The 12,703-nt window shown below is 36.0% G+C and carries 10 protein-coding genes and 2 pseudogenes; 4 read left to right on the forward strand and 8 right to left on the reverse strand.

The annotated features are described in order from the left end of the window. Window positions 1–48: 48 nt before the first annotated feature. The 8 genes and pseudogenes from ACZZZI_RS01920 to ACZZZI_RS01955 all read right to left on the reverse strand — a co-directional run bounded on the left by ACZZZI_RS01920 (window position 49) and on the right by ACZZZI_RS01955 (window position 7,171). A complete protein-coding gene (locus ACZZZI_RS01920; RefSeq protein ID WP_463488464.1) occupies window positions 49–348 on the reverse strand; it encodes a c-type cytochrome in 300 nt (99 codons plus the stop codon). Beyond that, a pseudogene (locus tag ACZZZI_RS01925) lies at window positions 348–1,310 on the reverse strand (RHS repeat-associated core domain-containing protein); the annotation flags it as partial. The pseudogene ACZZZI_RS01925 and the gene ACZZZI_RS01920, both read right to left, overlap by 1 nt. A 42-nt stretch (window positions 1,311–1,352) precedes the next feature. Then, window positions 1,353–2,366 carry a hypothetical protein gene (locus ACZZZI_RS01930; protein ID WP_463488465.1) on the reverse strand — a complete coding sequence of 338 codons (1,014 nt, stop codon included), beginning with the start codon at window positions 2,364–2,366 and terminating at the stop codon, window positions 1,353–1,355. A gap of 392 nt (window positions 2,367–2,758) precedes the next feature. Then, entirely contained in the window at window positions 2,759–3,241 is a 483-nt protein-coding gene (locus tag ACZZZI_RS01935; RefSeq protein ID WP_463488466.1) for a hypothetical protein, read from the reverse strand. Beyond that, a pseudogene (locus tag ACZZZI_RS01940) lies at window positions 3,219–4,244 on the reverse strand (RHS repeat domain-containing protein); the annotation flags it as partial. The pseudogene ACZZZI_RS01940 and the gene ACZZZI_RS01935, both read right to left, overlap by 23 nt. Window positions 4,245–4,286: 42 nt before the next feature. Then, window positions 4,287–4,505: a hypothetical protein gene (locus tag ACZZZI_RS01945; RefSeq protein WP_463488467.1), complete on the reverse strand. Its 219-nt coding sequence runs from the start codon at window positions 4,503–4,505 to the stop codon at window positions 4,287–4,289. Between the two features lie 1,242 nt (window positions 4,506–5,747). Beyond that, on the reverse strand, window positions 5,748–6,521 hold the full coding sequence (locus ACZZZI_RS01950) for an NIPSNAP family protein (RefSeq protein ID WP_463488468.1): 774 nt from the start codon (window positions 6,519–6,521) through the stop codon (window positions 5,748–5,750). 20 nt (window positions 6,522–6,541) lie between these two features. Next, window positions 6,542–7,171 carry a DUF4159 domain-containing protein gene (locus tag ACZZZI_RS01955; protein WP_463488469.1) on the reverse strand — a complete coding sequence of 210 codons (630 nt, stop codon included), beginning with the start codon at window positions 7,169–7,171 and terminating at the stop codon, window positions 6,542–6,544. 150 nt (window positions 7,172–7,321) lie between these two features. Between ACZZZI_RS01955 and ACZZZI_RS01960 the strand changes: the two genes are divergently transcribed. Genes ACZZZI_RS01960 through ACZZZI_RS01975 form a run of 4 tightly spaced genes read left to right on the forward strand, consistent with a single transcriptional unit; the run spans window position 7,322 to window position 12,703 of the window. Next, window positions 7,322–8,320 (forward strand): AAA family ATPase, encoded by a 999-nt coding sequence (locus ACZZZI_RS01960; protein WP_463488470.1) that lies wholly within the window; start codon window positions 7,322–7,324, stop codon window positions 8,318–8,320. Then, the gene (locus ACZZZI_RS01965; protein WP_463488471.1) at window positions 8,320–9,207 is read left to right on the forward strand and encodes a DUF58 domain-containing protein; all 888 of its coding nucleotides are present in this window, start codon (window positions 8,320–8,322) and stop codon (window positions 9,205–9,207) included. Before ACZZZI_RS01960 ends, ACZZZI_RS01965 begins: the two co-directional genes overlap by 1 nt. Before the next feature lie 3 nt (window positions 9,208–9,210). Further along, window positions 9,211–10,584 carry a BatA domain-containing protein gene (locus ACZZZI_RS01970; RefSeq protein ID WP_463488472.1) on the forward strand — a complete coding sequence of 458 codons (1,374 nt, stop codon included), beginning with the start codon at window positions 9,211–9,213 and terminating at the stop codon, window positions 10,582–10,584. Then, on the forward strand, window positions 10,571–12,703 hold the full coding sequence (locus tag ACZZZI_RS01975) for a DUF4175 family protein (RefSeq protein WP_463488473.1): 2,133 nt from the start codon (window positions 10,571–10,573) through the stop codon (window positions 12,701–12,703). The genes ACZZZI_RS01970 and ACZZZI_RS01975 overlap by 14 nt, the downstream gene beginning before the upstream one ends.

The following is a 12,703-nucleotide window of genomic DNA, read 5'->3' on the forward strand; positions in this document are numbered from 1 at the left end:
CTAAGATTATTTTAAATGCACAGATCAACCGAGCAAGAGCAAAATGCCTCAATAGTCAACATTTACTTTATTATTTTGAATATAATCAATAATATCTCGAAGATCTTCATTTGTAAGAGAATCATTGTGACATTCTTTAGTCTGCTTAAATCTCTTAATAAATTTAAAAGAACTGTCTGATAAAGATGCTAATGGCGGCCCTATCATCAGAATGTTTAAATCATGACAAGGGCGGCAACTTTTATTAAATATCTTTTTGCCTGATTTAATATTATCAAAAGAACTATTTTCTTTTCTTCTACAAGAGAATATAAATAAAGCTAATACAAAGCAAATCTTTATTTTCATTAGTTTAATTTCTTTTTTGTTTCTTTCCGAGCATCACGCCCAGTGATCCCATTGTAATCCGTTTTATTCTTTTTCATTGATTCTCTAATTTTAAGAATAGATAAAACAAATTCGCCTCTTTGTTCTGGAGTTATTGATGTTCGATCAATATCTTGATCAGCCCCCATCGTATTCCCATATGCACTGTATGTTATATTTCCATTCGCATCTGTCCTGTATTCATCACCAAGCCCATAAGTATGCATTGTTTCATGTAATGCAGTATGAGCATCCCGTTTGGCTCTACCTTTTGTATCAGGAATAGCGCCAGCCACACCCACATGCGTATTTATACCTTGCGCCTTAGTGTTTGTAGTGAATTTAGACAGGTTATCTTGAAAAAGAACGACATCATCACCTTTGGTAATTCCATTGATATTATTAGTTGATTCAAAATCAACATTAACATTAATAGTATAATTTATTTGAACTTTAGATGGCTTAGAAAATGTCCCACCTTTACCATCGAACTTGAACATTTCTTGACTATTTACAGTACCTGTACCACTTAAAATTTTGCCTCCATTAATATTCGTTTGAGCGGCAGTCATGCGCCCATCAAAATTTCTATTCGATGTATTTGAAACTATTTTACCCTTAAGAGTAACATCGATAACAATATTTATAACAGTAACACCTTTTATTAATTTTGAATTGGATGATTTAACCGTGATAATCGGATCGTTACCATCTGGATCATTATATAGTACAGGATTATTAAAAGAAAAAGCATAAGGAGAAATACTAGGATAATTCCTTTCTGAAGCATCAACACTCAGAAACTTCCCAATCCTCGGATCATATATTCTTTCACCAAAGTCGATACTATTCCCCGGTCCTTTTACCTCGTTATCATTTTCCTTACCGTTAAAACCATAACGGTAGCCCCCTAAATTAAATATTCTTCCTGGCATTTGAGAACCAAATGCATAATAACCGAGCCTTCGGCGAGCTCATGAACACAATTAAAAATAAAATAAAAGCAGTGAATAATCCTGTGCATTAATTACATCTGCTTCGTATTCACTTCCAACCTGCGTTCTGCTGTCGGTAATCACAGTCATCACATTCCCCAAATGATTGGTCAGTTCATAGTTTTTATTCCCAGTAAGACTTAAAAGATTGGTACTTATTGCTGCATTAATTATCCCTACAGAATCCAGATTTATTTCTGGCTTCCACATCCCCAGCCTGCTGCTCCCATAAAGCTGCTGCTCTTTCCAGTTGGTATGCCCTCCTTCGTTATCATATACTGCAAGACTATTTCCTTGCGCATCCCTTACATACCAGGTTGATTTATTATTAAACAATTTACTTACCCGGTTACCTGATGGGTCATAAGAATAAGAAATATTGCCATTAGCCTTATTGATTTGCTTGATCTTACCATAAACACTCCAGTCAATTCCGGTAATACCCTCTTTGGTGTCTCTAATCAAATTCCCGATCGCATCATAGCTGTAACTGGTATTGCCTGCAAGTTCCCCTTGCTGTCCGCTGTCTACCGCATCGTTTATGCCGCCCAGTTTATTATTTAATAAACGCCCTGCTTTATCCCTGCTATAGCGATAATTCAACTGATCCATCGCCTGTCCGCCTGGGCCATTTCTAAGCAAGGCTAAAATATTCCCATTACCATCATATTTGAAATCTTCTTTGTAGTGATCACTTAAAGTAGATGCCGACCAGGTTCCAGCTCCTGATAACCCATGCTGGCGAAGTGCTTTTAAGCGGTTCAGCTGATCATATTTATAGGTATAACCAACGCTACTGCCATTATTGATTTGCCCTATTGCATACGTGCTATTGCCAATATTGCCATTGTAAAGGTTTTGACCGGTAATATCGCCCAAAGCCTGTTGATAAGTAGAGGCAAAAACATTCGCACTGCTTCCGCCAATAGGCTGATAATCGCCTGCATAATAGCCAAGGCTATACCCTAAAGCATCTTTGGCTACCACTGCACCGTCTTGTCCCATATCACTTTCCTGACTATCCAGATGCGTGCCGTTTACCCCTTTTAAGCAGCCTTGTAAAGTGTAGGCATCTGCTAAAAATTAGATTTACTATAAAACAAAAAAGGTACCCTTTGTAAATATGTAAAGACCGAACGCTAAATAGAAGCGTTCAGTTTCCTTGACCAGCTAAAAAAAGATATTCTACTTCAAGCTGATAAGCTTAAGGATAGGTGTCGACGATAGAGTACCAGAAACAGCCATGACCGACCGATGAAGAGGTTTTATTAAAGCAGTTTAGATGATTTTATAGCATCATAAAAATTAATCTAGCTTTGTTCGGAAATGAATAATGCAGCTCAGACAAAGGTTGGGCTGATTTGAAGTTAATTTACAGCGTAAGTAAGAGAATTCTACTAGAGTGGGTTATAATTCGATAATGTTATTTTTGTTCTAAAAAAAATTAAAAGCCTTTTACTACTTGCAATAAGTACCAATAAAAGTATAAAAATAGTAGCAACTTGTACAAGCATCACGAAAAGACCAGGAGTATGATCAATAATATAAGTTTTTTCATCGAAAAAACCACCGTAGCAAATCTCTATCATTTGACCTTTCTGAAGATTTGGAGCAATTTTTTCATTAGTAAAAATACGGTCTTGTTTTATCACTGACTGTTCTAGGTATTTAATATTGAGAATAATCGGATTTTTAGAAGTTCCATTTCTAGATATGCTCATAATTTCTGCCGATGTCTCATTCTTAACAAAAAGAAATGAGACATCATCAATTGTGGAAGGGAATATCGAGTAAATTACATATAGAGACAAAGCCACTCCCAATACATCTTCAAATATTTGTTTATAGATGGAACTTTTACTTCTTGTTATTTGCTGCATCTTCTTTCAATTTATCTTTTGCTTTTTCTTGACTTATGTCCAATCCCGTGCCAATTGTCTTTGTAAAGGCTGCTTTTACCGTAGCTATTTCATTCAAAATACTATTTTGTTGTTTTTTAATCTCATTTTTTATTTCTGCATTCAGTTCCTTATTTCCTATTCTTGGTATTCTTTCTAGAATGGCCTTTTTTACTATATTTCTGTATGCTTTAGTTTCCGTTTTGCTAATCAAATTTTTCGTAATTGTATTAAAAATTTTAGTAGTTTCTTTCGCCGCTATTCCCCCTAAAGGTCCTGCAATAGCTCCACTCATGACACCAATTTGAAACTCCTGATTTTTTAGGGCTGGACTTTTATATACACCATAAGATTCATCAATACTTTGGTCTATTAATTCTCCTAAACCTCCACTACCAGCACCTACGACTGCATTTGAAACGGCACCATTTCCAAACGCAAGAAGAGATCCAGATATAAATCCTGAAAATATACTTTTTTTGATTTCATATGGGCTTTTTTCCGTTGAGTAACCATATAGTCCATTAAAAATTCCTCCAGCAGCCCCCGCAAATATCATAGTTGGATTGTAAACCAGCATACCTAAATAGGTCGCAGCAAGATCCAACTTAAGTTGCCCCATATTAATCTTATGATAAGCTGCAGTCATTTCCTCTCGTTTATTATCATCTTTTTGTTTAGCTATTGCTCTAGATACTGCTATAGTATTGCCTGAATATCCCGGCATGTAACCTCCCGAAAATTCCAGCCCATCAAGATCTATTCCCTCTATCGGACGGTTTGAAGCGAATTGATATGGTGTCAATTCAGGATATTTATCACTTATAGGATCCACACTCAAAAACTTTCCTACCCTTGGATCATAAACCCTCATCCCATAATCCTGCTGGTTACCATCACCCTTCACCTCACTATCGTTCTCCTTACCATTAAATCCATAACGGTAGCCCCCTAAATTAAATATTCTTCCTGGCATTTGAGAACCAAATGCATAATAACCGAGCCTTTGGCGAGCTCATGAACACAATTAAAAATAAATTAAAAACAGTGAATAATCCTGTGCATTAATTACATCTGCTTCGTATTCACTTCCAGCCTGCGTTCTGCTATCGGTAATCACGGCCATAACGTTTCCCAAATGATTGGTCAGTTCATAGTTTTTATTCCCAGTAAGACTTAAAAGATTGGTACTTATTGCTGCATTAATTATCCCTACAGAATCCAGATTTATTTCTGGCTTCCACATCCCCAGCCTGCTGCTCCCATAAAGCTGCTGCTCTTTCCAGTTGGTATGCCCTCCTTCGTTATCATAAACCGCCGAACTGTTCCCTTGTGCATCCCTTACATACCAGGTTGATTTATTATTAAATAACTTCGATACCCGATTTCCAGATGGGTCATAAGAATAAGAAATATTGCCATTGTTGATTTGCCCTATCGCATTAGTGCCATTGCCAATATCTTATCCCTTTACTTGCGGTCAGACCTGAATGATGCCCGATAAGGATAGGCTGTCCTATCGGGGACGCATCCCCATGTTTTGGCTTAACTATTATAATCTTTCCGCTTCTGCTTCATAAAAAGCATGATGAAGATACCGACCAGTTTCCTCATAAAAAGATAAGGTTAAGCCGTAATGGACTTATGCACAACAAATTTTACGTGATCTATAATCAGATCGTAGTTACTGAATCATTTAACCCTCATATAAATTTATGAGGGTTATTTTTTTTAACGAATATTTTGTGGAAAAATAATTTCATTAAAACCGTATTTTTTTCTGTTTAACTATTGTTTTTGTAACGGCTTTGTTATATTTTAGATTTCAAACCAAACAAACTATGGCAGAGAAATTTAATTTGATCGCGGGAATAATTACGTTGATTATGAGTGTTGGAATTTTGGCTCTGTTAGCCCGTCCGAACAGTCGAATGTAATTAATAGTCTACTGGCCATAATATTGTATATTATATATTATGGCTGGTTGACGGCGCATTTTAAGCTTCATTTACCATTAATAGTATAAATCTCCTTGCAATTTTTTTTCATAACTTATATTTTACAAACATTATTCAATTTTATAAGTTAGACAATTATGCAACCACTAGACTCGTTTGAAAAATTTGTAATGTTAATGATGGCAGGCGCCTTTGCTGTTGCTTTAATTATCGGACTTATAGTTTTCATGATGATTTAGAAACCCAAAAAAGCTTACTTACAAAATTTATCCGCTAGGTTAAACCTAGCCCTCTCTCCTAGATGAAGCTAATCATCAGGCATACCCATTCGCACCATACCCCATACCAGAATAAATCAACTCAACTGAAAGTCCGTATTTTACCAGCAAAACATGGACTTAACATGGACTTGATATGGAGTTGAACCCCAGAATTCCCCAGGAAAGCTTGTCTGAAACTTAATTAACAAATGGATATAAAGTGCTTAATGTAACACCGAGATACCCTTGCATTTCTGATAAATAAATCCGTTACAAATCGGAATACGCTGTTGGATAAAGAAACAGGGTTACATTTTTCGAAACATTATGCTGATACTGGGGTAAACCACTAATCTTTTTGTACTCAGCACCAAAATCTACCCAATGCTGGTCACGATCTGCCTTATTTTTAAAAGTAGTCAAATACATCAAGTTTGGCATTTTGCTTCCTGAAATAACCTGACCGTAAAAAACGGCATTAAAGTTTAACTTCGAAAAAATATCAACTTCGTAATCATTAAACATACCTATCTTATTGGTTGCCAAGGCTTCGGTAGCCGATTCATAGCTTCTAAGTTCGTAAACCCGCTCACTTTTCGGCGAATTGAAATTCGGAGCGGCACATTCAGGCATAGCCGAAAAAGCCTTTAATAAGGTAGATTCGATTCTTGTATAAGGGGTTGCATTGTATTCCGCGTTTAAATAGGTCGCGCCTGCTTTAAGGTATTCTTTATCTTTTGATAAGGTTTCATTCAGCTTCGCGAAGTCGTCCATCTTTTTAAATGGGATAAAAAGGTAAACCAGTTGCTCTACCGTATCTTTTGCTATTGGTTTAAAAACGCCAACACTATTAATTCCTGCACGGTGAAGCGCAGGCAAAAAAGCATCTTTTAAATACTCATCAACCATAACTTCCTGGGCTGATGTTTTTAAATGATAAACTTTTAACTGATAATAGAATTGATTTTTAGTGGCAAAAGCGCTTGCAGCGGTTGATAGTAAGATCACCGTTAGAAAAAGTAATCTGCTTAGGTTAGTTTTCAAGATATTTATTTTTAGTAACGTTAACTATTTACGCCCATGGCGTACAAAATAATGTTCACGGCAAATTTAGTATTATCCTCTGCAAGAAAACGTTTATTCCTAAAATCGTAATCCCATTCGCAACCATAGTCTTTATTGCTGTACAACACCCCAATTCTATTATTTATGGTTATGGCTTTCAGGTAATCATGTACTAAATCATCTCCCCAACCATTTAACTCGAAAGAGGTTGTAGGTGGACCTTTCTCAAATTTAAAGAATGAATTGTAAACCGCATGATTATTTGGGATTTTCTTCAGAGCTGTTGCACCAAATAAATTGCTCATCTGTGTTTCGAAGGAGCGTGCAAATAAACCATCTATATCATGGTTGCAATCATCTACAAAAACAAAACCACCATTCTGTACGTACATTTTAAAATTAGCGGCTTCCTGCTGGTTAAACTGAACCAGTTTGTGGCCGCTTAAATAACAGAATGGGTATTTGAACAAATCGTGGCTACTTAACTCTACTATCTTTTCTTCTTCGTCAAGCGGAATGGTGGTGTATTCCAACAAAGAATTTAGTACGTTCGATGGCATACGCTGATCTGTATCCCAATCGCCCGAATTATATTTTAGCCTAGCAAATGTAAACTTCGATCTCAGCATGGCTCTAAATTAAGGCCTATTTTTATTAATTCGGGTTTTTAATAAGATAATCTTGTAAATTTTTTGATATTCTTTCCAATAAGCCTAAAGATATATGCCTTAATGCACTATATTGAGGCACAATATTCATTCAAACTAAAAAAAATCGTTTTGGAGCGTTCAGAAACTAACTTAAAAATATTGATCAGCAAGATTTCCCAATTAAAAAGCGAAATACAAAAAGTAATTGTTGGGCAGGATGTAATAATCGAGGAAATGTTAATTGCTTTGATGGCTGGCGGACACTGTCTTTTAGAAGGCGTACCTGGTTTAGCTAAAACCTTAATGGTTAAAACCATGTCGCAAGCATTAGATTTATCTTTTAGAAGAATTCAGTTTACACCCGATTTAATGCCTACTGATATTGTTGGAACAGAAATTCTGGAAGAAGACCATGTTACTGGCAAACGTTTCTTTAAGTTTAACAAAGGTCCGTTATTTGCTAATATCGTTTTGGCTGATGAAGTAAACCGAACACCTCCGAAAACACAATCGGCACTTTTAGAAGCCATGCAGGAGTTTGAAGTTACTTATGGCGGACAAACTTATCCTTTAGACAGACCATTTTTTATTCTGGCTACACAAAATCCAATAGAACAAGCTGGAACTTATCCCCTGCCCGAAGCACAACTCGATCGCTTCTTATTATACATTAAAATCGGTTACCCAACAGCTGCCGAAGAATCAAGAATTTTAAGCAGTACAACTGGCGCTACAAAGGCAACCATTAATCCTATTATTGGAGCTGAAGAAATTAAGGAACTGCAATCGATAACCCGCGAAGTAAGCATTAGCGATGATTTAATTACTTACGTGAGTGAAATGATTCGTGCAACCAGACCAGATACCACAACAGTACCATTTGTTAAAGAATGGGTGCGCTGGGGTGCTGGCCCACGGGCAGGACAAGCGTTAATTCTTACTGCAAAAGCCAGAGCTTTATTTAAAGGCAGGTATGCCGTTATTTTAGAAGATTTACAGACAATGGCTTATCCAGTACTTCGCCACAGGGTTTTAATGAATTTTAAAGCCGAAGCGGAAGATGTTTCTTCGGATAAAGTAACGGATGAATTGATTAAGGCAATATCAAAACCAAAAGCTAACATTTAATGAGTAAACTGCTCGATCCGAAAGTATTGATGGCAATTAAAGAACTGAATTTATCGGCCAAAATGACGATAGATGGCTTTATGAGCGGCATTAATAAAAGTACGGTTAAGGGCGCTGGCTTAGAGTTTAGTCAATATAGAAGCTACCAGCCTGGCGATGACTTGCGCTCTTTAGACTGGAAGATGTTTGCACGTTCCGATCGGTACTACATCCGCGAATCGGAAGTAGAAACCAATATCTCCGTTCGGATTTTAATGGATGCCAGTGCATCTATGAACCACAGCGATGGCGATTTCACTAAAATTGAATACGCCAGGTATTTAGGCGCATCACTGGCTTATCTGGCAAATTTACAAGGTGATGCCATTGGTTTGTATGTGCTCAAAAATTCGGGCATTTTTTCGATGACGCCCAAACAGGATTATCAACATTTGGCAAGGTTATTTTATCAGTTGGAAAATATAAATCCAGATGGTGAGTTTACTAAGCCGATACATTATAAAGAACTTTTTGCAGGTGCCCAAAAGCGTGAACTTTTAATTTTCGTTACCGATTTATATCAAGCTGATGATGAAATAATTCATCTTTTAGATACGTTAAATACCCTTCGCCATGAAATTGTGGTTTTTCATTTACTTTCCAGAAATGAGCTTGATTTAGATTTTAAAGGCTACTCTACTTTTGAGGATTTGGAAACGGGCGAAACCATTCAAATTGACCAGGCAAAAGCCAGAACAGAATATAAAACTAACCTTAACGCCTACCTCGAAAAAACAAGGGTACAAATGCTCGACAGAAGGATTTTTTATCGTACAATTTCTACGGATGAACCTTTAGATCAGGCTTTGAGAGATTTTTTAAAACAAAGAAGTAAACTAAGAATTTAGCCTGTGCAGTTTTTATATCCCATCGGTTTACTGGCTTTAGCAGCATTAATTATTCCACTAATAATTCATTTGTGGAACTTTAAAGAAAGCAAAACACTAAAAATTGGCAGCATTTCGCTTTTAGGCGCAAGTGCTCGTGTAAGCTCAAAAAGCTTTCGCATAACTGATTGGTTACTCTTTATTTTACGCTGCCTCTTAATTATTTTAATTCCTTTTCTTTTAGCGCAACCATACATTAAAAAAACGCTGAATGCAAAAAACAAAGGCGGCTGGATATTAGTCGAAAAATCTAAATTTCCGCAGGTTTTTAAAGATAATCGTAAAACAATCGATTCATTAATAAAACGCAATTACGAAATACACGATTTTAATCTGGGTTTTAATTTACGGAGCTTAAAAGATACAATAGCTTCTGAACGAGAACAGACTGTAAACGCCCTAAAACATACTGCTTTACTTAAAGAACTAAACAATTTGGTTCCTGCGGGTACATCGGTTTACTTGTTTGCAAGCCAGCATCTAAATCAATTTGGCAATGTATTACCATTAACCAATTATAAATTAATTTGGAAACCTGTAAACCAGGCCGATACTTTAAGCAGTTGGATTACCCAATTTGCTGGCAAAAAATACGAAGCAAACTCTAATCCTTCAGTTGTTGAATATAAAGCATTAAATAGCGACGATGCACCTCTAATATCTGTAGCCATTTTTGAAGAAGCTGGCAGCAACGATAGTAAATACATTAAAGCGGCAATACATGCAATTGCCAGTTTTAGCAAAAGAAAAATTCAAATCAATCAGCCAAATGCATCATTTGATGTCGGTTTTTGGCTCTCAGAAAAATCAATCTCACAAAACTTTAAAGCTTCTATAAAGGAAAACGGAAGTATCTTTAAGTATGCATCAGGAAAAATTGTTTCAGAAAAATCTGTTATCAATACCAATAGTGGAATAGTTGATTTAACCAGGCGAATCGTCCCTAATCATTCATTTAATAAGATATGGAGCGATGGTTTTGGTAATGCCATTCTATCAGCAGAAAATACAAATGGTTTAAGTATTCTTCACTTTTACAGCAGATTAAATCCGCAATGGAATGAATTGGTTTGGAATGAAACCTTTGTTAAAGCATTAATGCCAATAATAATTAAAGACGATAAATTTAGTGAGTTTGGTTTCGAAAATAACTTAAGCGACCAGAGAAAAATGCCCTTAAATCAGAAGGAAAATATCCAAACCAACAAAATAGAAAAAGAGCTAAAAGTTTCAACAGATGAACCTTTGAGTACAATTTTCTGGTTTGCAGCCTTTTTAATTTTTGCTACCGAACGTATTTTATCATTCAGAAAAAAACCAGATTATGTTAGAAGCTGAAGGACAAAATTGGATTCATAATTTAAGAATAAAGTGGATTACACTTTATTTAATTAGAACAATTGCCATAAGCCTCGCTATTACAATTGTAATAGCTGCACTTGGTATTTATATTTTCCAGCTTTCGGCCTGGCTTTTTGCCGTTGTTTTTCCAGTAATTTTAGTTATCAGTTTATTTATTAATCCCATTTGGAAAACCACCGATTCAGATATCTCAAGATATATCAATAACCAATATCCTGAGCTTGAAGAAAGTGCCGATTTATTATTAAAGAACCCAACGGAGCTTTCGATGCTTCAACAATTGCAAAGAAGTAAAATTGAAACGCTTTTACCATCCTTGCCGCAGCCCAAAGAACCTGTAAAAAAACTATATTTTGGTTTAGCAATTCTTGCTGCTGGAGTGTTACTAAGTTTTGGGATTACGAAAGTTCCCGCTTTAAAAAAAGAAGCTAGTGCTGTTACGCAACAGCAGCGCTTAAATCCAGTAATTAAAGAAAATATTTTACCAGAGATTTCGGATTTCAGCGCAACAATTATTCCACCTGCTTATACTGGAAAAGGCACCCGCGAACAAAAACAATTTTCGATTAAGGCAGAAACTGGCGCAAAAATTAACTGGAAAATAGAAACCAATGTTGCCATTAAAAAACTTAAAATCATATTTAACGATAAAGAAATAAATACATTAAAACCTTATAGTTCGGCTTCAACTGGCTTTTCTTATACTAAAACAATTGATAAAGCTGGTTTTTACCAACTGGATTTAGATGGCAAAAAATCAGATTTATATCAAATAGAGGTTATCCCCGACTTGCCCGTCAATATCAAAATTACGCAGCCCAAACAGCGTACAACAATAGACATTGGACAGCCACAAAAATTTACTTTAAATGCAACATTAAATGATGATTACGGCATAAATGATGCTTTTATATCTGCAACGATGGCAAGTGGAAAAGGTGAAGGCGTAAGTTTTACGGAGAAAAAATTAACTTTCGACACCAATTTTGGAAATCGTAAAAGCATATCCTTAACCAAACAAATCGATTTGAAAAGCCTGGGCATGAAACCTGGTGATGAGTTGTATTTTTTCATCAAGGCTATGGATAATCATGGTCAATCGAGCCGCTCTGATGTTTATTTTGTTTCGATTGTAGATACAACTGAATTGATGAGTTTAGTGGGCATGACAAATGGCGTAAATCTGGTTCCAGAATATTTCAGGAGTCAAAGGCAGATTATTATCGATACCGAAAAATTACTGAAAGAACAAAGTACCATTCCAGCCGATGCCTTCAAAAACCGCAGCAATAATCTTGGAATTGACCAGAAACTGTTGAGATTAAGGTATGGGCAGTTTTTAGGCGAAGAAAATGAAACAGAGATTGGTGGCGATCATGATGATCACGATGAACATGGCGACCATAAGCAAACCGAAGAGAAATTTGGCGATGTAACGGCCATCATGGATAAATATGCGCATAAGCACGACATTGCTGAAGATGCAACTTTCTTTGAGCCAGAAATGAAAGCCCAGTTAAAAGCAGTTTTAACAGAAATGTGGAATTCTGAATTACGATTAAGGACATATAAACCGCAGGAAGCTTTGCCCTATGAATATAAAGCATTGCGTTTGCTTAAAGATTTGCAACAAAAATCAAGAGCTTATGTAGCCAAAACAACGGTAAAAACGGCTGCGCTAAAACCTGAGAAACGTTTGAGTGGCGAGCTGGATAAAATTACACAGCCTGTTCAAAAGATGAGTTTCGAGCAGAAGGAATTAAGAAATGTCCATTTAAAAAACACCCTCGCACTTTTAGAAAGTAGAAAAGAAGGCAAGAAATTTACCACTGAAGATAAATTTTTATTGAGTGAAACTGAAAAATACATGATTGGTTCGGCAGCCGATCATCCAGCAACTTATTTATCGGCATTAACCAGTTTAAGAAAATTATCGATTAGCAATAAACTCGTAGTTAAAGATATTGATGTAGCACAATTAGCAATACAAAAAATGCTAAAATTAGAATTTCAAAAACCGCTGTCGCAAAGTTCGAAACCAGCTGCCTCTTTATATCAAAATTACTTTAACAACTTAAATAAAACAGGAAAATAG

This window comes from Pedobacter sp. AC190, from assembly GCF_979258025.1.

Excerpts from the sequence above, each read along its gene's own strand:
- ACZZZI_RS01920 (WP_463488464.1), bottom strand. The coding sequence starts at position 348 with ATGAAAATAAAGATTTGCTTTGTATTAGCTTTATTTATATTCTCTTGT.
- ACZZZI_RS01930 (WP_463488465.1), bottom strand. The coding sequence starts at position 2,366 with ATGGGACAAGACGGTGCAGTGGTAGCCAAAGATGCTTTAGGGTATAGC.
- ACZZZI_RS01935 (WP_463488466.1), bottom strand. The coding sequence starts at position 3,241 with ATGCAGCAAATAACAAGAAGTAAAAGTTCCATCTATAAACAAATATTT.
- ACZZZI_RS01945 (WP_463488467.1), bottom strand. The coding sequence starts at position 4,505 with ATGTGGAAGCCAGAAATAAATCTGGATTCTGTAGGGATAATTAATGCA.
- ACZZZI_RS01955 (WP_463488469.1), bottom strand. The coding sequence starts at position 7,171 with ATGCTGAGATCGAAGTTTACATTTGCTAGGCTAAAATATAATTCGGGC.
- ACZZZI_RS01965 (WP_463488471.1), top strand. The coding sequence starts at position 8,320 with ATGAGTAAACTGCTCGATCCGAAAGTATTGATGGCAATTAAAGAACTG.
- ACZZZI_RS01975 (WP_463488473.1), top strand. The coding sequence starts at position 10,571 with ATGTTAGAAGCTGAAGGACAAAATTGGATTCATAATTTAAGAATAAAG.